This is a genomic window from Burkholderia sp. DN3021 (genome assembly GCF_049805555.1).
GTDB classification, from domain to species: domain Bacteria; phylum Pseudomonadota; class Gammaproteobacteria; order Burkholderiales; family Burkholderiaceae; genus Burkholderia; species Burkholderia pyrrocinia_C.
Map to the genome: position 1 here is coordinate 1 of NZ_JBNCAB010000044.1, position 22208 is coordinate 22208.

At 66.9% G+C, this 22208-nt stretch carries 19 protein-coding genes and 1 pseudogene; 12 read left to right on the plus strand and 8 right to left on the minus strand.

Going from position 1 to position 22208, the window contains the following annotated elements:
• The 3 genes and pseudogenes from ACPUER_RS21200 to ACPUER_RS21210 all read left to right on the plus strand — a co-directional run.
• Positions 1 to 109 (plus strand): annotated as a pseudogene (locus tag ACPUER_RS21200) (short-chain dehydrogenase); the annotation flags it as partial.
• Complete coding sequence (locus tag ACPUER_RS21205; RefSeq protein ID WP_310141010.1) at positions 106 to 1011, plus strand: metal-dependent hydrolase; 906 nt, start codon at positions 106 to 108, stop codon at positions 1009 to 1011. The pseudogene ACPUER_RS21200 and the gene ACPUER_RS21205, both read left to right, overlap by 4 nt.
• Before the next feature lie 4 nt (positions 1012 to 1015).
• Complete coding sequence (locus ACPUER_RS21210; RefSeq protein WP_425132026.1) at positions 1016 to 1927, plus strand: alpha/beta fold hydrolase; 912 nt, start codon at positions 1016 to 1018, stop codon at positions 1925 to 1927.
• Here the strand turns inward: ACPUER_RS21210 and ACPUER_RS21215 are convergent.
• Together ACPUER_RS21215 and ACPUER_RS21220 are read right to left on the minus strand one after the other, a co-directional pair.
• Positions 1882 to 2442: a putative glycolipid-binding domain-containing protein gene (locus ACPUER_RS21215; protein WP_072443312.1), complete on the minus strand. Its 561-nt coding sequence runs from the start codon at positions 2440 to 2442 to the stop codon at positions 1882 to 1884. The two genes, ACPUER_RS21210 and ACPUER_RS21215, sit on opposite strands and share 46 nt — an antisense overlap.
• Before the next feature lie 88 nt (positions 2443 to 2530).
• Entirely contained in the window at positions 2531 to 4075 is a 1545-nt protein-coding gene (locus tag ACPUER_RS21220) for a Fic family protein (protein ID WP_175959366.1), read from the minus strand.
• Positions 4076 to 4359: 284 nt separating this feature from the next.
• Between ACPUER_RS21220 and ACPUER_RS21225 the strand changes: the two genes are divergently transcribed.
• The 5 genes from ACPUER_RS21225 (at position 4360) to ACPUER_RS21245 (ending at position 11537) form a co-directional block, all read left to right on the plus strand.
• Positions 4360 to 5253, plus strand: coding sequence for an urea transporter (locus ACPUER_RS21225; protein ID WP_425132027.1), 894 nt, complete (start codon positions 4360 to 4362; stop codon positions 5251 to 5253).
• Positions 5228 to 6004 carry a class II aldolase/adducin family protein gene (locus tag ACPUER_RS21230; protein WP_425132028.1) on the plus strand — a complete coding sequence of 259 codons (777 nt, stop codon included), beginning with the start codon at positions 5228 to 5230 and terminating at the stop codon, positions 6002 to 6004. Before ACPUER_RS21225 ends, ACPUER_RS21230 begins: the two co-directional genes overlap by 26 nt.
• A gap of 59 nt (positions 6005 to 6063) precedes the next feature.
• Positions 6064 to 6252, plus strand: a complete 189-nt coding sequence (locus ACPUER_RS21235; protein ID WP_072443320.1) for a 4-oxalocrotonate tautomerase — start codon at positions 6064 to 6066, stop codon at positions 6250 to 6252.
• 105 nt (positions 6253 to 6357) lie between these two features.
• On the plus strand, positions 6358 to 6579 hold the full coding sequence (locus ACPUER_RS21240) for a hypothetical protein (RefSeq protein WP_175959369.1): 222 nt from the start codon (positions 6358 to 6360) through the stop codon (positions 6577 to 6579).
• Positions 6580 to 6695: 116 nt separating this feature from the next.
• Positions 6696 to 11537: an NAD-glutamate dehydrogenase gene (locus tag ACPUER_RS21245; RefSeq protein ID WP_425132029.1), complete on the plus strand. Its 4842-nt coding sequence runs from the start codon at positions 6696 to 6698 to the stop codon at positions 11535 to 11537.
• Between the two features lie 14 nt (positions 11538 to 11551).
• Here the strand turns inward: ACPUER_RS21245 and ACPUER_RS21250 are convergent, their stop codons facing one another.
• From ACPUER_RS21250 to ACPUER_RS21275, 6 genes are all read right to left on the minus strand, one after another.
• The gene (locus tag ACPUER_RS21250; RefSeq protein WP_425132030.1) at positions 11552 to 12412 is read right to left on the minus strand and encodes a class I SAM-dependent methyltransferase; all 861 of its coding nucleotides are present in this window, start codon (positions 12410 to 12412) and stop codon (positions 11552 to 11554) included.
• Positions 12413 to 12419: 7 nt separating this feature from the next.
• Entirely contained in the window at positions 12420 to 12770 is a 351-nt protein-coding gene (locus tag ACPUER_RS21255) for a VOC family protein (RefSeq protein WP_310140995.1), read from the minus strand.
• Position 12771: 1 nt separating this feature from the next.
• A complete protein-coding gene (locus ACPUER_RS21260; protein WP_425132031.1) occupies positions 12772 to 12948 on the minus strand; it encodes a ribbon-helix-helix domain-containing protein in 177 nt (58 codons plus the stop codon).
• Positions 12949 to 13067: 119 nt separating this feature from the next.
• Positions 13068 to 13898: an arylamine N-acetyltransferase family protein gene (locus tag ACPUER_RS21265; RefSeq protein ID WP_425132032.1), complete on the minus strand. Its 831-nt coding sequence runs from the start codon at positions 13896 to 13898 to the stop codon at positions 13068 to 13070.
• 123 nt (positions 13899 to 14021) lie between these two features.
• The gene (locus ACPUER_RS21270) at positions 14022 to 14708 is read right to left on the minus strand and encodes a hypothetical protein (RefSeq protein WP_310140990.1); all 687 of its coding nucleotides are present in this window, start codon (positions 14706 to 14708) and stop codon (positions 14022 to 14024) included.
• 423 nt (positions 14709 to 15131) lie between these two features.
• Complete coding sequence (locus ACPUER_RS21275; protein ID WP_425132033.1) at positions 15132 to 16616, minus strand: amidase; 1485 nt, start codon at positions 16614 to 16616, stop codon at positions 15132 to 15134.
• A gap of 368 nt (positions 16617 to 16984) precedes the next feature.
• On the opposite strand from ACPUER_RS21275, the gene ACPUER_RS21280 reads away from it, so the two are divergent.
• From ACPUER_RS21280 to acnB, 4 genes are all read left to right on the plus strand, one after another.
• Positions 16985 to 17419 (plus strand): universal stress protein, encoded by a 435-nt coding sequence (locus ACPUER_RS21280; RefSeq protein WP_034180351.1) that lies wholly within the window; start codon positions 16985 to 16987, stop codon positions 17417 to 17419.
• Positions 17420 to 18048: 629 nt separating this feature from the next.
• Complete coding sequence (locus ACPUER_RS21285) at positions 18049 to 18297, plus strand: hypothetical protein (RefSeq protein ID WP_034180352.1); 249 nt, start codon at positions 18049 to 18051, stop codon at positions 18295 to 18297.
• Positions 18298 to 18476: 179 nt separating this feature from the next.
• On the plus strand, positions 18477 to 18950 hold the full coding sequence (locus tag ACPUER_RS21290; protein ID WP_425132034.1) for a nuclear transport factor 2 family protein: 474 nt from the start codon (positions 18477 to 18479) through the stop codon (positions 18948 to 18950).
• 513 nt (positions 18951 to 19463) lie between these two features.
• Positions 19464 to 22049, plus strand: a complete 2586-nt coding sequence (gene acnB / locus ACPUER_RS21295) for a bifunctional aconitate hydratase 2/2-methylisocitrate dehydratase (RefSeq protein ID WP_425132035.1) — start codon at positions 19464 to 19466, stop codon at positions 22047 to 22049.
• Positions 22050 to 22208 lie beyond the last annotated feature (159 nt).

Below are 22208 nucleotides of genomic sequence, written 5' to 3' on the forward strand. Positions count from 1 at the left end.
CCGCGAGGCCGCGCGGGCCCGCCGCGACGCCGCACGCGGCACGCCGGCGTCCGCCCCGCTGCACGCCACCTACAACAACGCAGGTAATCAGGGAGGAGAACAATCATGACGACCCCGAACATGATGCCCGTGCGGCGCGACATCCGTTTCGCGCTGCCGCCCGAACGCGCGCGCGACTGGCACGTGCAGGGCGTGCCGGTCACGCACTTCATGAACGCACTGTCGCTGCTGTTCCCGGCCGGCGAACGCTTCTTCATGGATTCGGTGCGCAACTACCGCGACCGGATCGAGGATCCCGAGCTGAAGAAGCAGGTGCTCGGCTTCATCGGCCAGGAAGCGATGCACACGCGCGAGCACATCGAATACAACGACCTGCTGCAGGCGTCGGGCCTGCCCGCGCACAAGCTCGACAAGCGCCTGTGGACGATCCTCGGCTGGTTCAAGAAGGTGCTGCCGCATTCGATGCAGCTCGCGATCACGATCGCGCTCGAGCACTACACGGCGATCCTCGCGAACCAGCTGCTGTCGGGCCACGAGCACCGCATCGACGGCTCGGTCGAAGGCTACCAGCAGATGTGGATGTGGCATGCGATGGAGGAAACAGAGCACAAGGCGGTGTCGTACGACGTATGGACCACCGTGATGAAGCCGGGCCTCGGCAGCTACCTGCTGCGCACGGGCACGATGCTGACGACGACGGTGTTCTTCTGGGCGATCGTGTTCGACTTCCACGTGCGCCTGATGCGCGCGCACCGTCGCGAACACGGCAAGTTCGGCGGTATGTGGCGCCTCGTGAAGTACCTGTACGGCCCGAAGCACGGCGTGTTCCCGAGCATCGCGCGCGAATGGCTCGACTACTTCCGCCCGGGCTTCCACCCGTGGGACCACGACAACCACCAGTACCTGCAGGGGCTCGACACGCTGCTCGAGAACATCGACGCGACCAACGCGCGCTACGCGGCGCAAGCCGCCCCGCGCCGCGTGCCGCTGCACCCGGTTGCGCAGGCATGACGCGATGGCGCGCGCTCACGAGATGCTGACCGTCCAGTCCGGCGACGTGAAACTCGCCGTCTACGTAAGCGGATCGCGTCGCGCGCCGCCGCTGATCCTCGTGCACGGCTACCCCGATTCGGCGGCCGTGTGGGCGCCGATCCGCGCACGGCTCGCGAAGCGCTACCGCGTGATCGCGTACGACGTGCGCGGCGCCGGCGCGTCCGATGCGCCGCGCCGCCGTGCCGACTACACGCTCGCGCGGCTCGCCGACGACCTGAAGGCGGTGGCCGACGCGACCTGCGGCGGCCGGCCGTTCCACCTCGTCGGCCACGACTGGGGCTCGATCCAGTGCTGGGAGGCCGTGACCGACCCCTCGTTCCGTGGCCGGATCGCGTCGTACACGTCGATCTCGGGCCCGTGCCTCGATCACGTATTCCGCGCGAAGCTGCGGCTCAAGCAGAGCCTGAAGTCGTGGTACATCGCGTTCTTCCACCTGCCGTTCGTGCCGTCGCTGGTGTGGCGACTCGGCGGCGCGGCGCTGTGGCCGCGCTGGCTGCAGCTCACCGAACGCGTGCGCGCCGAGCGCGACCCCGTGCAACTGAAGAATGCGCTGAACGGCCTGCAGCTTTACCGCGCGAACTTCCTCGCACGGGCACGCAAGCCGCGCGAACGGTATGCGCAGGCGCCCGTGCAGATCCTGGTGCCCGTGCGCGACCGCTACGTGACGCCCGAAATGTCGGTCGACCTCGACCGCTGGCTCGGCAACCACGTGCGCGAGGAAATCGACGGCACGCACTGGATCGTGCTGCGCCACCCGGACATGATCGCGTCGCGGATCGACCGCTTCGCGTCCGCGCAGGAGCGGCCGGCGGTCACGACCGCCGCGGTTCAGCGCACCGCCGGCGTCGGCAGGCGCCTGAACAGCGTCTCGTAGTCGACGACGAGCCCGTCGTCGTCGATGTCCATCTCGGCCGTGAAATTCCTGAAGATGCCTTCGTAGCGGTAGCGCCGGCCCGGCTCGATGCACGCGTAGGCCTGCTTGACCGGCGTGACCTTCAGGTCCGGCGTCGAGATATACGCGACGTCGATCGGCCGCCGCTCGCCGCGCGCGAGCCCGAGGCGGCCGATCGGCAGCGAATTCGTGAACGGCGTCGCCGCGATGTCGATGTCGACGCAGCCGTCGAGCTCCGGCAGCGCGCGGCCCGCGCCGTCGTGCCAGTGGCCTGCGCCGTCGCCGCGCAGTTCGAGCGTGCCGCCGCCCATCACCTTGAGCACCGCATACGTCACGCGCCAGTGCGAATCGCACTCGACGCGATACGCGAGCCCGTATGCGCGGCCGTACCGCTGGCCGACCACCGCGCTTTCGACGACGATCCCGCCGCCGCTCCGGTCGAACGTCAGATGTTCGGCCCCGTCGCCCTCGAGCGACGCCCAACGCACTTCGCGCATCCTTCCGCCTCCGGGTTTACTCAATGCGAAGGATCGTCGCATACATTCCGACCATCCGGAATTTCACTGTCGACAAATCCAACGAGCGTCATTCGTTGTCGAAGTTCATGTCCCTGCCTTCAAACGAGGACCGGATAGCTTCCACGACTCGCGACGCCCTGCGCTCATTCTCCAGCTGCGGATACTGCTGCTTCAGCTTGCCGGAGATTTGCCAGCCGTTTTCCTTGACAGAGCGAATGATACGGTCAGCATCCGGGCCCGGCATCTCCACGACCTCCTTGAGCCGCTCCTGGGCAAGCTGAAAGATCAGCAGCGTCCTGGCTTCATCGGCCATCTCCGTGCGAATCGTGTGCTCGACAACTCGCGCGGTATACAGAACGTGAGCCGTCAGATCCGGATAACGCCAAGCGAAGCGCGCATCTTCGTAGTCGTCGAATACGAAGTTGCTCAGCGTCCCGTCCTCATAGGTCACCAGTTCTCCGAACCGATAGGACGTTGCATAGCGGCGCATGAAGCAGCGAGAAAACACCTCGAGCGTGCGATCGTAACCGGCACGGAACTCCGTCGAACTCGTGATGGTTGCCGAGATCGGCAATATCACGCCATCCGGCACCGCCTTGTCCCGCACCAGAGAATCGTTGATTAGAAAGCGATGAATCCGGCCGTTGCCGTCTCGCATAGGGTGGATATAAACGAAGCCGAATGCCAACGCAGCGGCACGTGCCAGCGGCTCTGCGCCTCGAGTCGCGGCCTCGAATTCACCGAGGCCCTCCAGCATCGCCGCCACGTCCTCGAACGCAGGAGCAATGTAATGCACGATATTCTCGCGCATCGTCGCCTGCCCTACAAAGACCGGCGAACGCCGCAACCCCAAACCGAACGCATCGTGGCCCAGAATGCCGGCTTGCAGAGTATGCAGGCTACGGTCGCTTAGTGGAGCGTCGATACGGCCGCAGTATTGCGCGATGACGTGTGCAAACCGCTGGATGCGGTCGGTCTGATCAGCCTCTTTCTCGATGAGAAAGCTCGCCCGCGACTCCTTGAACGTCAACCAGCTGGCTGTCCGCATCAGGATGTCGGCCCCGAAAACGCGATCCAACTCTCTCAATGCGGTGCCCAAGTCGAACTGCAGCGCTGCCTGCACCGCCGCAGTTCGCCGAACCAGCGGGCAGAACGCGGGCGTTCCCGGCAAGTTGTCGTGCACGCGCCAACGGCGAACGCGAAGCGACTCTGTGCGAGTAAGGTATTCAGTCGGAGAAACGGCGTTGACATAGCCGCCGTTGGTCACGTCAGGCACATTCAGGCGCCTGCCTGTCAGCCACTCGTACAGGAAACCCGCGCGTCGGGCGTATTGGCCAAAGGGGGCATTTCGGCACCACATTTCGATCGGCTCCGGTCCCACGGCTGCAAACAGGCGTGCAAAAAACTCGAAGTGAAGCTCTTCGTACTTGAGTCCGAATTCAAAATGGCCGGCGAAGTCGTCGGTGGGTCGATAGCTGGGCGGATACCGGTTTTCTACCTGCTCATCAGTTTCCCGGCTCGCACGTCCGGTGCCGATGACCGAATCGACACGCAGAGGTTGTGCGAGCGTAATACCGTAGCGAGCAGCCAGAGCCTTGAAGCCGACTTGCATGGAAAAATCTCCTACCGAGGCCGCGAAAATACTACCAATTTCCGGATCCTACCCGAAAACGCTAACGCGTTCGCAGGGGCACGGAAAATCTAACGACGACCAAAATTTGCTACCAAAATAGAGAAACTCCAAAAAAACGCTAATGCGCCTGACAAACGCATCTTGGACAACGCTTTCCGCCCCAATTCGGGGCGCCGCCCACAAATCCTGACTATCCAGGATTCCCTATTCCGGTGCATGGAATTGTGTCCTATGCTCGCGGCTCGTCCTGTCCCGCCGCCACCATGCCTACCGCCCGCTCCGCCTCGCCGTCGATCGACCTGCGCATCCTGCTGCGCGGCATCGGGCAGATCGTGCTGCAGGCGAATGCGTTCACCGGCGCGCTGCTGCTCGCAGCGCTGGCGTTGACCGACGTGCGGCTCGCGTGCGCGGCGCTGGTCGGCTCGGCCGCCGCGAGCATGACCGCCGTGCTGACGGGCGCCGAGCGGCGCGACGTCGAACTGGGGCTGCACGGCTTCAACGGCGCGCTCGCCGCGCTGATCGCCGTGCTGCTCGCGCCCCGTCCGCTCGCCGCGCTCGCGCTGGTGCCGCTGGTCGCCATCGGCGCGGCACTCGTGCAACGCGCGATGCGCGCGCCGCTCGCCCGCTGGCGCCAGTGTCCGTATTCGAGCCCGTGCCTCGCCGTTACCGCGCTGTGGCTGTCGTTTGTTGGGCCGCCGCCTGCGCGCGGCCCCACGGCTGGCGCGATACTGACGCTTTCTTCCATCGCCGACGCGCTGCTCTCGGGCATCGCGCAGACCACCTTCGCGCAAGGCGCGTGGGCCGGCGCGCTGATCGTCGCCGGCATCGCCGCCGCGTCGCGCCGCGCGGCCGCGTTCGCGCTCGGCGGCGCCATCGTGTCGGCCGTGCTGCTGCTCGCGCTCGGCGCGAACGGCACGTCGTTCGCCGACGGCCTGCTCGGCTTCAACGGCGCGCTCGCCGCGCTCGCGTTGGCGCCGCGCGGCCCGCGCGCGGCATTCGCGGCCGCCGCGCTCGCCGCACTGATCCAGTGGCTCGCGACATGCGCGGGCATCCCCGCGTTCACGGCCCCGTTCGTGCTCGCGTCGTGGGTCACGGTGGCTGTCGCGCGCCGCTTCACCCTCGGAGAACCCGATGTCGTCATTCGCACACCGTCCTGATGCCGTGAAACCCGGCGGCCCGATCTCGGATGCCGAACGCCGGCTGCGCGTCGATCTCGCCGCCGCGTATCGGCTCGTCGCGCTGAACGGCTGGGACGACCTGATCTACACGCACCTTTCCGCGACCGTGCCCGGCGAGCCCGGCCATTTCCTGATCAACCCGTTCGGCCTCGCGTTCGACGAGGTCCGCGCATCGAACCTCGTGAAGATCGACCTGGCCGGCAACCGGATCGGCGACAGCGAGCACGCGGTCAACGTGACCGGCTTCGCGCTGCACGCGGCCGTGCATGCGGCGCGCGCCGACGCCGTGTGCGTGATGCATCTGCACAATACGGCCGGCATTGCCGTGTCGATCCAGCGCGACGGGCTGTTGCCCGCATCGCAGCACGCGCTGCGCTTTCATCGCGACCTCGCGTACCACGACTACGAGGCGCTCGCGTTCTCGCCGGCCGAAGGCGCGCGGCTGACCGCGAGCCTCGGCGCGAAATCCGCGATGCTGCTGCGCAATCACGGCACGCTGACGGTCGGCCGCACCGTTGCCGAAGCCTATGTGCTGATGGATACGCTGATCAAGGCGTGCGACATCCAGGTGCGCGCGCAGGCGGGCGGCGGGCCGCTCGTGCTGCCCGACCCGGCCGTCGCCGACCGCACCGCCGAACAACTGCGCGGCGGCGGCGCGATCGAAGGCGAACTGGAATGGCCGGCGCTGCTGCGCCGGCTCGACCGGATCGATCCGTCGTATCGCGACTGACGCCGCAACCATCGCCGCAACCGCGGCCGAATCGTTCAAACCCAACCGGAGCACCTGTCATGCCGACTTTCAATATCCAGCTGTTCGAAGGCCGCACCGTCGACCAGAAGCGCGAATTCGTCGAAGCGATCACGCGCGTCACGTGCGAGACGCTCGGCTGCGCGCCGGGCTCGGTCGACATCATCCTGACCGACGTGAAGAAGGAGAACTGGGCGACGGCGGGGAAGCTGTGGAGCGACGAGGGCTGACAGGCGTAACGCAGTCCCTACGGAACCCGCCGGGCAAAACGAGCTCGAACCAGGCCGGAGCCTGAACGGCCGCGCCGCGACATCGCAGCGCTCGAAGGAGACCGCATGATCGAGAACACACGCATCGCCTCGGCGTTGAACGAGATGATCCTGTCCATGGGCGCGGAACTGGATCGATCGCTTCAGCAAGTCAAGGAAACCTGCTCCGAACACGAGTTCGCGACCTATCGCGAATTCGTCTCCTCCTTGCTCACCACGATGCTGGTCGACTTCATGAATCCACTCTATGCACGGCACCCCGATCTGAAGCCCGAGCGGCTCGACTAGCGCGCGTTCGCGCGGTCTCCCGGCTCGGCCGTTGTGCGCCCGCACATCGCTTTGTCACGCAATCGGCGCATAATGCCGGACAGACGCAGCAGCCAATGGCCACCCGGGAGACCGCCATGGAAGCGAAGAACGAGGAAGTCGTCGCACACCTGCTCTCCGACGTCGTCGAATTCGCGCGCGAGCGCCTGCCCGAAGCCACGTTCCGGATCGTCGAACCTTTCCTGCGTCATTACTACGATTTCGTCGACGCCGACGATCTCCAGGACCGCAGCATCGCCGACCTGTACGGCGCCGCGATGGCGCACTGGCAGACCGCCCAGAAATACGTGCCCGGCAGCGAACGGCTGCGCGTATACAACCCGATCCTCGAACAGCACGGCTGGCATTCCGACCACACGGTGATCGAGATCGTCAACGACGACATGCCGTTCCTCGTCGACTCGGTGACGATGGCCGTCAACCGCCTCGGGCTCGCGCTGCATTCGGCACTGCATCCCGTGTTCCGCATCTGGCGCGGCGCCAACGGCGGCATCGAGCGCGTCGACGCGGGCGGCGCGACGTCCGGCGACGGCCAGTCGCAACTCGCGTCGTTCATCCATTTCGAAGTCGATCGCTGCGGCGACGCCGCGCTGCTCGACACGCTGCGCGAGGACATCGCGCGCGTGCTCGGCGACGTGCGCGCATCGGTCGAGGACTGGCCGAAGATCGTCGACATCGTGCGCGCGACGATCAAGGACATGAAAGCGCGCGAATCGACCACGGAAGACATCGAGGCGCGCGCGTTCCTCGAATGGATGGCCGCCGATCACTTCACGTTCCTCGGCCACCGCGACTACGCGCTGGTGTCGGATGGCACCGGCTTCGGCCTGCGCGGCATCGAGGGCACGGGCCTCGGCATCCTGCGCGAATCGCTGCGCACGTCTGGCGCGTCGGACGTGACGCCGCTGCCGAAGGCCGCCGCCGACATCATCACCGGCTCCTGGCCGATCTTCCTGACCAAGGCGAATTCGCGCGCGACCGTGCACCGGCCCGGCTATCTCGACTACGTGGGCGTGAAGCTCGTCGGCGCCGACGGCAAGATCACCGGCGAGCGCCGCTTCATCGGGCTCTACACGTCGACCGCATACATGGTGTCGAGCGCCGAGATCCCGATCGTGCGCCGCAAGTGCGCGAACATCGTGCAGCGCGCGGGCTTCCTGCCGAAGGGGCATCTCGGCAAGACGCTCGTGACGGTGCTCGAAACCTATCCGCGCGACGAGCTGTTCCAGGCCGACGAAGACCAGCTCTACGACATCGCGCTCGGCATCCTGCGGCTGCAGGAACACCAGCGCACGCGCCTATTCGTGCGCCGCGACCGGTTCGACCGCTTCGTGTCGTGCCTCGTGTTCGTGCCGCGCGACAAGTACAACACCGACCTGCGCCGGCGCATCGCGAAGCTGCTCGTCGACGCGTACAACGGCGTGAACGTCGAATTCACGCCGCTGCTGTCGGAATCGGCGATCGCGCGCATTCATTTCGTCGTGCATGCGGAGCCGGGCACGATGCCCGACGTCGACACGCGCGAGCTCGAGACGCGGCTCGTTCAGGTGGCGCGCCGCTGGCAGGACGATCTCGCCGACGCACTGCTCGACGCGTTCGGCGAAGAGCAAGGCAACCGCCTGCTGCAACGCTATGCAGACTCGTTCCCGGCCGGCTATCGCGACGACTATCCGGCGCGCACGGCCGTGCGCGACATCGAGCTGATCGAACGCGTGAAGGATTCGGGCCAGCTCGCGATGAACCTGTACCGGCCGATCGAGGCCGGGGCGCGCGCGTTTCGCTTCAAGGTCTATCGCACGGGCGACCCGATCGCGCTGTCGCGCAGCCTGCCGATGCTCGAGCATCTCGGCGTGCGCGTCGACGAGGAGCGGCCGTACCGGATCCAGACGCAGGACGCCGCGCACGCATGGGTGCACGACTTCGGGCTCGAACTCGCCGACGATACCGAGTTCGACATCGAGCGCGTGAAAGGCCTGTTCGAGGATGCGTTCGACCGGATCTGGAGCGGCCGGATCGAGAACGACGACTTCAACCGCCTCGTGCTGCGCGCGCACCTGAGCGCGCGCGAAGTGACGATCCTGCGCGCGTATGCGAAATACCTGCGACAGGTCGGCTCGACGTTCAGCGACGCGTATATCGAACGCGCGCTGACCGGCAATCCGGCGATCGCGCGCCAGTTCGTCGAGCTGTTCCTGCTGCGCTTCGACCCGCGCACCGGCGACACGCGCGACGTGCAGGCCGAACGGTTGCTGAAGGCGATCGAAGCCGCGCTCGACCAGGTGCCCAACCTCGACGAGGACCGCATCCTGCGCCAGTTCCTCGGCGTGATCAACGCGACCGAGCGCACCAACTACTTCCTGCTCGACGCGAACGGCGAATCGAAACCCTACCTGTCGTTCAAGTTCAATCCGGCGAAAGTGCCGGGCCTGCCCGAACCGAAGCCGATGTTCGAAATCTGGGTGTATTCGCCGCGCGTCGAAGGCGTGCACCTGCGCGGCGGCCGCGTCGCGCGCGGCGGGCTGCGCTGGTCGGATCGCCGCGAGGATTTCCGCACCGAGGTGCTCGGGCTGATGAAGGCGCAGATGGTGAAGAACGTCGTGATCGTCCCGGTCGGCTCGAAAGGCGGCTTCGTCGTGAAGAACCCGCCGCCGCCGAGCGATCGCGAAGCGTGGATGCGCGAAGGCATCGCGTGCTACCAGACGTTCCTGCGCGGCCTGCTCGACCTGACCGACAACCTGGTCGGCAACGCGATCGTGCCGCCGCCCGACGTCGTGCGCCACGACCCGGACGATCCGTATCTGGTCGTCGCCGCCGACAAGGGCACGGCCACCTTCTCCGACTACGCGAACGCGATCTCGCACGAATACGGCTTCTGGCTCGACGACGCGTTCGCGTCCGGCGGCTCGGTCGGCTACGACCACAAGAAGATGGCGATCACCGCGCGCGGCGCGTGGGAATCGGTGAAGCGGCACTTCCGCGAGATGGGCATCGATACGCAGACGACCGACTTCACGGTAGTCGGCGTCGGCGACATGTCGGGCGACGTGTTCGGCAACGGAATGCTGCTGTCGCCGCATATCCGGCTCGTCGCCGCATTCGATCACCGGCACGTGTTCCTCGACCCGAACCCCGATCCGGCGGTCAGCTTCGCGGAGCGCCAGCGGATGTTCGCGCTCGAACGGTCGAGCTGGGCCGACTACGACCCGGCCGCGATTTCGGCGGGCGGCGGCGTCTATCCGCGCACCGCGAAGACGATCCCGCTGTCGCCGGGCGTGCAGGCCGCGCTCGGCATCGACGCGCACGCGCTGCCGCCGACCGAGCTGATCCGCGCGATCCTGCAGGCGCCGGTCGACCTGCTGTACAACGGCGGCATCGGCACCTACGTGAAGGCCGCGCGCGAAACCCACCTGCAGGTCGGCGACCGCGCGAACGACGCGGTGCGCGTGAACGGCGCGGACCTGCGCTGCAAGGTGGTCGGCGAAGGCGGCAACCTCGGCTGCACGCAGTTCGGCCGCATCGAGTTCGCGCAGCGCGGCGGCCGCATCAACACCGATGCGATCGACAACTCGGCCGGCGTCGATTGTTCGGATCACGAAGTCAACATCAAGATCCTGCTCGGGCTCGTCGTCTCCGACGGCGAGATGACCGGGAAGCAGCGCAACGCGCTGCTCGCGGAGATGACCGACGAAGTCGGGCTGCTCGTGCTGCGCGACAACTACTACCAGACGCAAGCGCTGTCGATCGCGGGCCGATATGCCGTCGAGCAGCTCGACGCCGAGGCGCGCCTGATGCGCTGGCTCGAACGCGCGGGCCGCCTGAACCGCGTGATCGAATTCCTGCCGACCGACGACGAAGTCGCCGAACGGCAAGCCGCAAAGCTCGGCCTCACGTCGCCGGAGCGCGCGGTGCTGCTCGCGTACAGCAAGATGTGGCTCTACGACGCGCTGCTCGAATCCGACGTGCCCGAGGATCCGCTGGTCGCCGCGATGCTCGTCGACTACTTCCCCAAGCCGCTGCAGCAGCGCTTCAGCGAGCCGATGCGCCGCCATCCGCTGCGCCGCGAGATTCTCGCGACACACCTGACCAATGCGCTCGTCAATCGCGTCGGCTGCGCGTTCGTGCATCGGCTGATGGAGGAAACCGACGCGAATCCGGGCGACATCGTGCGCGCGTGCATCATGGCGCGCGACGTGTTCGACCTCGATGCGGTATGGCGCGACATCGACGCGCTCGACAACCGCGTCGCCGACGACGTGCAGGCGCGCATGTTCGTCGACGTCGCACGGCTGCTGGAGCGCGCGGCGCTGTGGTTCCTGCGTCATTTGCAGTCCGGCGCGGTGGCCGACGGCGGCGTTAGCGAGCTGATCGCGCGCTGCCGCGACGCGGCGCAGCGGCTCGCGCCGCAGCTGCCGTCGCTGCTGCCGGCCGACGCGCTCGATGCGCTGTCCGAGCGGCAGCGCGTGCTCGTTGAAGCCGGCGTCGACAGCGCGCTCGCGGTGCGCGTCGCGAGCGGCGACATCTCGGCCGCGCTGCTCGACATCGCCGAAGTGGCCGCGACCTGCAACCGCAGCCTCGAACTCGTCGCGGGCGTCTATTTCTCGCTCGGCACGCTGCTCAATTACGGATGGATCGGCGAACGCGCGGCGACGCTGCCGACGCCGACGCACTGGGACATGCTCGCACGCGCGGCCGCGCTAGCGGAAGTCGCGCGGCTGAAGCGCACGCTCGCAACGAGCGCGCTCGCGGAATCGTCGGATTCGACCACGCCGGAGACGATCGTCGGCGCGTGGCGCGAGCGCCGCGACGCCGCGCTCGCGCGCTACGAGCATCTGCTCGCGGACCTGCGCGCGTCGGGCGGCGCCAGCCTCGCGGTACTGCTCGTGATCGTGCGCGAGATGGCCGTGCTCGAACGCGCGTGACCGTTCTGGCTGGATCAGACCGTCGCGACCAGCAGCTCTTCCGCGTTGTTCGGCGGCCGCAGGCCGTCCGTGCGATCGGCGAAATAGCGCCGCGTCAGTTCGGCGGCCGATACGTGCGCGGCAGTCGCGAAGCCGGCCCCCAGCGCGAGCGCCTGGATCTGCGCCGGCATGAAGAAGCTGATGAACGGCGTGCCGCTCGCGCGCGCGCCCTTCGCGGCCATTTCCAGCCCCGGGCGCACGTCCGGGTCCGCGTTCTCCAGCGGCAGCAGGAAAGTCATCGCGAGCGTCGAGCCCGGCGCGAGCGACGCGACTTCGCGCAGCGCGGCCGCATTCGCTTCGCGCGTCAGGTACATGCTGACGCCGGTGGACACCACGACCGCCGGCTTGCCGGCATCGAAGCCCGCGCCGACGAGCGCATCGCGCCACGACTGCTTCGCCTCGAAATCGACCGGCACGAAACGCAGCCAGTCGGGCACGCCGAAGCCGAGCTCGACCAGACGGCGCTGCTTCCATGCCTGCGGTGCCGGCGGGTCGACTTCGAAGACGGTCACGCGCGACGCCATGTCGGGCCGGCGCTGCACGAAACTGTCGAGGCCCGCGCCGAGGATCACGTACTGGTTCACGCCGCGCGCGGCCTGCTCGACCACGAGATCCTCGATGAAGCGCGCCCGCGCGACGATCGACGCGCGAAACGGCCGCGTGAACTGCGGATCCATGTCGCCGCGCTGCTGCCAGCCCGGCGCCGGTGCGAGCAGTCGAAGCCCGACTTCGTCGGCGAGCACGTGCGGCGGCGCGTCGAGTTCGACGTGCAGCGCGCGCCACAGCGCGACGCGCGCGGCGGTGCTGTCGGGGGCGTCTTCGCGGGTATCGGTCATCGCGGCCTCACGCGCCCTGCTTGCCCGGCGCCTGCAGCCGCCACACGCGGCCGTCCGGGTCGCGCACGGTCATGTCGCGCGTGCCCCAGTGCGTGTCCTCGAACGGCGTGACGACATCGACGATCGGCTGCGGCCGCACCGCCTGCTCGTCCGGCACCTTGAGCACGACCTGCATGTCGGGCACCTCGCCCGGCGGCACTTCGGCGATGAACAGAAAAGGGCCGTCGCCGCTGCGTAGCTGGCCCGAGTTGTGATCGGTTTCGAATTCCAGCGTGAAGCCCAGCGCCTGGAAGAATTTCGCGGACTTGCCCCAGTTGTGCGTCGTCAGGTACACGGCTTCGATTCGCTCGGATGACATGTCACGCCTCCTTGGTGGACGGCCCCGCGCCCGGCGGCGGCGCGGCCAGGTATGCGCGCAACGCGTCGGCCACCAGCGCGGACAGCGATTGCTCCGTTTCGATGGCGCGATGCTTGACCTGCCGGATCAGGCCAAGCGGCAGGTACACGTTGAATTGCTTCACTTCTTCGTCGGTCATGGCTGCTAGTATGCTAGCAAAATAGCAATTGTCAAATGCGGGCGGTGGAGAGCGGGATGTCTTGATCGGGCGCGGCCCGCCGCGCGGGCCGCCGGCGCGAACCCCATGGGTTCGCGTCGTTACTTCGCGGCGCGCGCCGCCAGCCGCGCAAACAGCGCGTCGAGATCGAACCCTGCCGTATCGATGCCGATCGTGTCGCGCAGGCATGCGCCCCACGCGGCCGCGTCGTCGAACGTGACGGTGCGCCCGGCCCCCACCGCGTCGCGCAGCGTCAGCGCGGTGTTGAGCAGCGCCGCGCGGCCGTCCGGCAGCACGCGGCATGCGATCAGGTCGTTCACGAAGATCGATTCCGGATACGTCGACGTGAACCAGTTCGCGGCGTCGTAATCGATCCACTCGGCCGGCTTCAGCGAGAAACGGTAAGTGGTCTGCCAGCCATCGGGGATTTCGAACTGCATGTCGAATTCGCCGTCGACCGGCGCGTCGATCACGCGAAACGCGCCATGCGGCGTCAGTTGCCGCTCGCCCGGCACGAAGCGCAGCGGCGCGGTCAGCGTCGCGCTGCCGAAGCCGATGTCCGCGAGCCAGACCGCATCATCGAGATCGATGCGCAGCAGCATGTGCGTCTGCGCGGTGACGATCTCGGGCGGCCGCATCCAGCGCACGCGCGCGATCAGCGGCGTCACGCGAAAACCGATCGTCGTGAGCGCGGTATGGAACAGCTTGTTGAGTTCGAAGCAGTAGCCGCCGCGGCGGCGCCCGATCACCTTGTCGACGATCGCGGGCAGGTCGAGCGCGACGCGCGCGCCGGTCAGCGGATCGAGGTTTTCGAACGGAATCGCCTGCGGGTGCAGCAGATGCAGCCGGCGCAGCACGTCGAGCGTCGGCTCGGCCGGGCCGTCGTAGCCGATGCGGGAGAAATAGCGCGAGAGGTCGAACGAGTCAGTCATGAACCTGCACCGGTAAAAAGGACACGCCACGATAGCATCGCGCGAAATCCCCATGTTGGGCGGGGCGATTGTCCGCCGTCGCGCGCGATGCCGGCACCGCACCGCGCGCAGCCCCGCGCAACGTTACGGCAGCAGCTTCAGCGCCGACGACGCGACCGACGGCACCGAAATGCCCTGGCTCGTCGCGAACTGCACGGCCTGGTTGAGCATCGCCGCGAGCGACTGCAACTGGCCCGGCGCGCTTTGCGCGATATACGACGCGGCCTGCATGTTCTGCGGATTCAGGCCTGACTGCAGCAGCGACGCGGCGCTCGTCGAACCGAGATTGCCGAGCCCCGACTGCAGTTGCGAATACTGCGTAAGCCCCTGGCCGAGCGATGCGAGGCCGTTGCTGAACGCCTGCTTGTCGATCGGGCCGTGCGACGCGCCGCCGCTCGCGAAAGCCTGGCCGAGCGCCTGCGACACCGACTGCTGCGCGCCGCCCATCTGCGACAGTGCGGCCGGCGTCAGCGCATCGCCGCCGGCCAGCTGGCTCGCGGCCTGCTGCGCCTGCCCGGCCGCGCCGGTCAACCCCATCGCCGACGCGAGCGACGACTGGCCGGACAACACCTGCTGGTTCGCACCGACATACGCCTGCAGCAGTTGCGCGATGCCGCCCTGCGCGGGCGCTGCCTGTTGCTGGCCGCCGCCGAGCAGCGATGCGCCGAGCGACTGCAGATCGAGCTGCGCGTGCGCGGCGCCGCTCGCCAGGATGCCGAACGCGATGCCTGCCGAGGCCAGATACCTGCCCGTCGCGCGAATGTGCTTCATGTGTTTCCCTCGTGCCGGAATGATTGAGGCCGATATTGTCGAAGCGCGCCGCGCGCCGCCGCAACGACTGAAACACATCGAAACGAAATCACGCCACGCGGCCGCTTGCAATTCCGCGACCGACGGACACGGTCGAGCGGATTCGTCCGCGGTTGATGCGCGATATCACGCCTGTGCCGGCATTCGTTCTCCGGTTGCATGAATGACGGCGGGTTTCGGGTTCCGCGAGCGGTACCGCAAAACGTATCGCGGCCCAGAAACGCGTTCTCGCGGGCGTGCTGAGTGCCGGGTGCCGACAAACATCGCGTTCGGGGATCGAAGCAAAACGGGCGGCTCGCCGCCACCCGTTTCGTCACCCTGCTACCCGTCACCCTGCTACCCGTCACCCTGCTACCCGTTACCGGCTGCCGGCCGGCCGCGACCTTACGCAGCCATCCACGCCGGCAGCCGCCGGCCGACCCAGTCGGCCGCCTGCTCGTAGCCGCGCGCGAGCTGCAGCACGGCGAGATCGGCGCGCGGACGCCCGATCAGCTGCATCCCCATCGGCAGCCCCGCGTCATTGAAGCCGACCGGCACGTTGATCACCGGACAGCCGGCCAGCGTCCACGGCACGACCGTTTCCATCCAGCGGTGATAAGTGTCCATCGCGCGGCCCGCGATTTCCTTCGGCCAGCGCTGGTCGACGTCGAACGGAAACACCTGCGCGGTCGGCGCCGCGATGAAGTCGTAGCGGTCGAAGAAGCTCAGCACGGCCTGGTGCCACGCGGTGCGCTCGACGCTCGCATCGAACACGGCCGCGCCCTGCATCGCGAGCAGCCCTTCGACCTCGTAGATCGCCTCGGGCTTCAGCAGCGCGCGGCGCGCCGGGTCGCGATAGTGCGCGAGCAGCCCGCCGCCGGACAGCAGGTGCCGATGCACGAGCCACAGGCGCCAGATCCGGTCGGGCGCGAATGCCGGCAGCGCGGCATCGACGTCGCAGCCGATCTCGCGCAGCGTTGCCAACCCCTGTTCGCACTGCGCGAGCACGCCGGCCTCGGTCGCGAGATAGCCGTTCCAATCGCCGACCCACGCGATGCGCTTGCCGCGCAGGTCCGCGTCGAGCGGCTGCGCGAACACGGCCGGATCCTCCGCGAGCGACAGCGGATCGTTGCGGTCGTAGCCGGCCTGGATCGCGAGCAGCTGCGCGACGTCGCCGACCGTGCGGCCCATCGGCCCTTCGATGCCGAGCTGCTGCATGAACACGTCGACGGCCGGCCAGCGCGGTACGCGCCCCTGCGACGGGCGGAAGCCGTAGATGTTGCAGAACGCGGCCGGATTGCGCAGCGAGCCGCCGAAATCGCTGCCGTCCGCCACCGGCAGCATCCGCGACGCGAGCGCCGCCGCCGTGCCGCCGCTGCTGCCGCCCGCGCTCTTCGTCAGGTCGTACGGATTGCGCGTCGCACCATAAACCTCGTTGAACGTATGCGAACCGAGCCCGAACTCCGGCGTATTGGTCTTGCCGATGAAAATCGCGCCGGCCGCGCGCATCCGCGCGACGCCGACGGAATCGGCCTGCGGCACGTTCTCGCGGAAGATCGGCGAGCCGTAGGTGGTCCGCAGCCCCTTCGTCATCGCCAGATCCTTCGGCGCCTGCGGCATCCCGTGCATCCAGCCTTGGTACTCGCCGCGTGCCAGCGCGGCATCCTTTTCCGCGGCTTCGGCGAGCAGCGCAGCGCGCTCGCGCAGCGCAACGATCGCGTTGACTGCGCCGTTCACGCGCTCGACGTGGTCGAGATACGCGCGCATCGTCTCGACGCACGAAACCGCCTTGCGGCGGATCGCCGACGCGAGCTCGCCGGCCGACAGGCGCACGATCGGGTCGACGGGGATGGAGGCGGGAGCGAGAAGCTGCGGGGCGCCGTGCGGCATGCGGGTCTCCTGGAATCGGAATGGATGGCCGGCCGCGCGGCGGCGGCGGTCGCCCCCGAACCGGCCGGGAGGGGCCGCGCCGCGGCCGATGCTCTACTCTACGCGACCCCGATTCGGCGACCTCCGATATTTTCCGTCGCGATTCATTGCGGATCCGACTGAATCGGGGCAACGCATACCGGGCCGCCCACGCCGGCCCGATCGATGAAATCGTTTATGCGCATAAACTAAAATTTCTTATATTTCTAATAGGCGCGACACGAGACGGCGCGCGTTAACGACATTTTTACGCGGTCGCCCGATTTCTTTAGATGGTCCGTTCCGGCGGCGCGCTACGCTGGAAGCATCTCGTTCCGTGGACATCGTTCATGCTCAAGCTGCTGGTTCCGGTCGGTCACTCGCCACGCTCGCTTCAGGCGGTTCGCCACGCGACATTCCTGTATCGCGAGCGGTGCGCGTCGGAAATCGTGCTGATCAACGTTCAGGCGCCGCTCGAATCGACGCGGCTCGAGGCCTATCATCCGCTGTCGCGGCTGCGCTCGATCGAGGAAAAGTTCGCGTCCGACGATCTGGCCATGGCGGAGCGGATTCTGCAGGATGCCGGCGTCAAATACAGCGTCGTGAAGAAGGTCGGGCCGGTGGCCGATACGATCGCGGCCGTGGCGGCCGAGACCGGATGCGACGAGATCGTGGTCGTCGCGCCGCGGCACGACCCGCTTCATGCACTGATGTCGGTGTTTCGCCGCAGCGTGATGGGCCGGCTGGTGCGGATTTCGAATGTGCCGGTGACGGCCGTGCAATGACGGAAACGATGCGCGTCGACAGTCTCACGACGGGCCGCAGGCTTGCACCGGCGACGGACGAATGAGCGGCGCAGTACGTGTGCGCGTTGCGCGCCGCACGTGTACTGCCCCTCACGCGGCGCTTATTTGATGACCTTGCGCCAGAACACGAAATAGGCGGCCGCCGAAGACGCAACCAGCAGGATTGCCCACATCGGAGCAAGACTGATCAGCACGGAAGAGACGTTAAGCATTTGGATTCCTCACTATTTCGACAGCGATGTTCGGCACGCACCTGCTTGCCGGAACCGATGCATTCATCCGTCATCGCGTTCCGTCAAATCATGCATTCATGCTATCGCTTTGAGCGGCAGCGCGACCGTCCCCTCCCGCCAGTACCCTGACATTCGTCAAACTCGCGCGAATCACACACCTGTCGCACCGAAATCCGTCGCACGATTGCCGCGCTGCGTGTCAACCCTCGTCTGCTGCCACCCGCCTGAAAGCTCCGTTCCTTTTGCACGCGAAACACGAAAAACGCGACGGGATCACGCCGCCCCGCCACCGATTCAGCAGACGTTTACCGGGGGAAGCCCCAAGTGCTTCGCCGAACGTGTCCGCGTTACGCTTGAGCGACGAGGAGACGCACCATGAGACGAGCCGTACATATCGCTGTTTTCGCGCTGCTGGCGTATCTCATTGCCGATCGCGCGATCCTGCATGCGCAGGGCCGCGACGCCAGCCCGCTTGCATGCGAACAGGGCGCCGCGCAGGTGAAGGCCGACGCGCTCGGCCGCGGCTTCGGCGAGGCGGCCGCCGGCAGCCAGAGCGAGGCATTCATGTCGGGTTGCCTCGTGACCGGGCGAGGCAACCGGGACGTCGCGATGGCGAACCGTTGACGCGAATCCGGTGACGTTCCGATCGCATTCGAGTCAATTCCCGCTGTTTACCGTCATTTTCTCGATCGATGTCGCGACGGATGTCACGCTCCGGACGCCGTTCATGCTGAAGGTCTGCTCGTGGCCCGTGCCGTCGCGGGGAAGACGCCGCTTCATCTACAACAACAGTCAATCAAAAGATGAGTCATCCCAACACCGATTTGATCCAGCGTTTTTACACGGCCTTTCAGCAGCGCGACATCGACGCGATGCTCGCCTGCTATGCCGATGACATCGTCTTCATCGATCCCGCGTTCGGCGAGCTGCGCGGCGAACTCGCGCGCGACATGTGGCGCATGCTGGCGGCGCGTGCGCAGGAATTTTCGTTGACGTTCGGCGAGGTCGACGCGGACGAACAAACCGGGCGCGCGCAGTGGGTCGCGCACTACCGGTTCACCGCGACCGGCCGCATGGTGGTCAACCGGATCGACGCGCGTTTCCGGTTCCGCGACGGGCTCATCGCCGAGCATCGCGACAGTTTCGACCTGTGGCGCTGGGCGCGTCAGGCGCTTGGGCTGAAGGGCGCCCTGCTCGGCTGGACGCCGTTCGTGCAACGCGCGATCCGCGCGCAGGCGCGGAAGAATCTCGACGCGTATCGGGCAAAGCGGAGATAGGACGCGCGCCGCTACTATTTCATCGTGGCGTTGGCGTGTGTACCGCTTCTTGCGTGCTTGTGCAGATATGTGCGGCACCTGAAACCAGAATCGAGCGCAAGGGCTTCTCTAGCTGGGGCGTGTAGTCGTCCGGCGCGGCTTCGCACGGCCCGCTTCTGTTCCACATAACGAAAGCGAACCCCGAAGAGACCGACCTGGCGTCAACGGACGCCCCCAAACCGCAGCCGGGCAGCCAGCCGCAAATCGCCCCCCCTCCTGCCGGCTATCGCAAGAACCACACGAAATACCTTGTCCGCAAAGGCGCTCGGGCCGCACTCCGGAGCACGCACGGAAACGCCGACTCCCCCGCGCCGCCACGCTCCCCCGCATCTTGCCCGACAACTCTTATATAAGACATAAGACATTTGACGTTACAGTTCATTGAGATTAGAATCCCGCTCAAAGCAGTGCCTGGAACAGCCCCGGAGTGCCGGAAAGGCCTTCCCCTCAAACGCCATATCAGCAGGTCTCCCCATGCTTGAAAACTTTCGCGCTCACGTGGCCGCCCGCGCCGCGCTCGGTATTCCTCCCCTGCCGCTGACGGCTCAGCAAACCGCCGAACTGGTGGAACTGCTGACGAACCCGCCCGCCGGCGAAGAGCAGACGCTGCTCGAACTGATCACCTACCGCGTGCCGGCCGGCGTCGACGAAGCCGCCCGCGTGAAGGCCGGCTTCCTGGCCGCCGTGGCCAAGGGCGAGACCGCCTGCCCGCTGATCTCGCGCGCGCGCGCCACCGAACTGCTCGGCACGATGCTGGGCGGCTACAACATCCAGCCGCTGATCGAACTGCTGTCCGACGACGCAGTCGCGGCCGTGGCCGCCGATGCGCTGAAGAAAACCCTGCTGATGTTCGACCAGTTCCATGACGTGAAGGAACTCGCCGACAAGGGCAACGCCCACGCGAAGGCCGTGCTGCAAAGCTGGGCCGACGCCGAATGGTTCACGAGCCGTCCGGAAGTGCCGCAAAGCCTGACCGTCACCGTCTTCAAGGTGACGGGCGAAACCAACACCGACGACCTGTCGCCGGCACCGGACGCGACCACCCGCCCGGACATCCCGATGCACGCGCTGGCGATGCTGAAGAACGCGCGCCCGGGCATCACGCCGGAAGAAGACGGCAAGCGCGGCCCGGTCAAGTTCATCGAGTCGCTGAAGGAAAAGGGGCATCTGGTCGCGTACGTGGGCGACGTGGTCGGCACCGGCTCCTCGCGCAAGTCGGCCACCAACTCGGTGCTGTGGTTCACCGGCGAAGACATCCCGTTCGTTCCGAACAAGCGCTTCGGCGGCGTGTGCCTCGGCGGCAAGATCGCTCCGATCTTCTACAACACGATGGAAGACGCAGGCGCGCTGCCGATCGAACTCGACGTGTCGCAGATGGAAATGGGCGACGTGGTCGAACTGCGTCCGTATGAAGGCAAGGCGCTGAAGAATGGCGAAGTGATCGCCGAATTCCAGGTCAAGTCCGACGTGCTGTTCGACGAAGTGCGCGCCGGCGGCCGCATTCCGCTGATCATCGGCCGCGGCCTGACCGCGAAGGCACGCGAAGCGCTGGGCCTCGCGCCGTCGACGCTGTTCCGCCTGCCGCACCAGCCGGCCGACAGCGGCAAGGGCTTCTCGCTCGCGCAGAAGATGGTCGGCCGCGCATGCGGTTTGCCGGAAGGCCAGGGCGTCCGTCCGGGCACGTACTGCGAACCGACGATGACCTCGGTCGGCTCGCAGGACACCACGGGCCCGATGACCCGCGACGAGCTGAAGGATCTCGCGTGCCTCGGCTTCTCGGCCGACCTCGTGATGCAGTCGTTCTGCCACACCGCCGCTTATCCGAAGCCGGTCGACGTGAAGACGCACCAGACGCTGCCGAACTTCATCAGCACGCGCGGCGGCATCGCGCTGCGTCCGGGCGACGGCGTGATCCACTCGTGGCTGAACCGCATGCTGCTGCCCGACACCGTCGGCACCGGCGGCGATTCGCACACGCGCTTCCCGATCGGCATCAGCTTCCCGGCAGGCTCGGGCCTGGTGGCCTTCGCGGCCGCCACCGGCACGATGCCGCTGGACATGCCGGAATCGATGCTGGTCCGCTTCAAGGGCAAGATGCAGCCGGGCGTCACGCTGCGTGACCTCGTCAACGCGATTCCGCTGTATGCGATCAAGCAAGGCATGCTGACGGTCGCCAAGCAAGGCAAGAAGAACATCTTCTCGGGCCGCATTCTCGAGATCGAAGGCCTGCCCGACCTGAAGGTCGAGCAAGCGTTCGAACTGTCGGATGCGTCCGCCGAGCGTTCGGCCGCCGGTTGCACGGTCCACCTGAACAAGGAACCGATCATCGAATACCTGAACAGCAACGTCACGCTGCTGAAGTGGATGATCGCGCAGGGCTACCAGGATCCGCGCAGCCTGCAGCGCCGTATCGCGGCAATGGAGCAGTGGCTGGCCGACCCGCAACTGCTGTCGCCGGATGCCGACGCCGACTACGCGGCCGTCATCGAGATCGATCTCGCCGACATCCATGAGCCGATCGTCGCATGCCCGAACGACCCGGACGACGTGAAGACGCTGTCCGACGTCGCTGGCGCGAAGATCGACGAAGTGTTCATCGGCTCGTGCATGACCAACATCGGCCACTTCCGTGCGGCGTCGAAGCTGCTCGAAGGCAAGCGCGACATCCCGGTCAAGCTGTGGGTCGCCCCGCCGACCAAGATGGACCAGAAGCAGCTGACGGAAGAAGGTCACTACGGCGTGTTCGGCACGGCCGGTGCGCGTACCGAAATGCCGGGCTGCTCGCTGTGCATGGGCAACCAGGCACAGGTGCGCGAAGGCGCGACGGTCATGTCGACGTCGACCCGCAACTTCCCGAACCGCCTGGGCAAGAACACGAACGTGTACCTCGGCTCGGCGGAACTGGCGGCAATCTGCTCGCGCCTGGGCAAGATCCCGACCAAGGACGAGTACATGGCCGACATGGGCGTGCTCAGCGCCAACGGCGACAAGATCTACAAGTACATGAACTTCGACCAGATCGAAGACTTCAAGGAAGTGGCCGACACCGTGCAGATGTAAGCACGCTGTCGGGCTGCGGCGGGCCGTTCCCGTCACAGCGACACGCAATGGCGCCGCAGGCAGCATGCTCGCGGCGCCATTTTTTTATTCGGCGCCGGACCGAAGTACCGGCCCGGTCAGTCGCAAGCGCGTAAAACCGCTCGGTCAGGTCGGACGGCA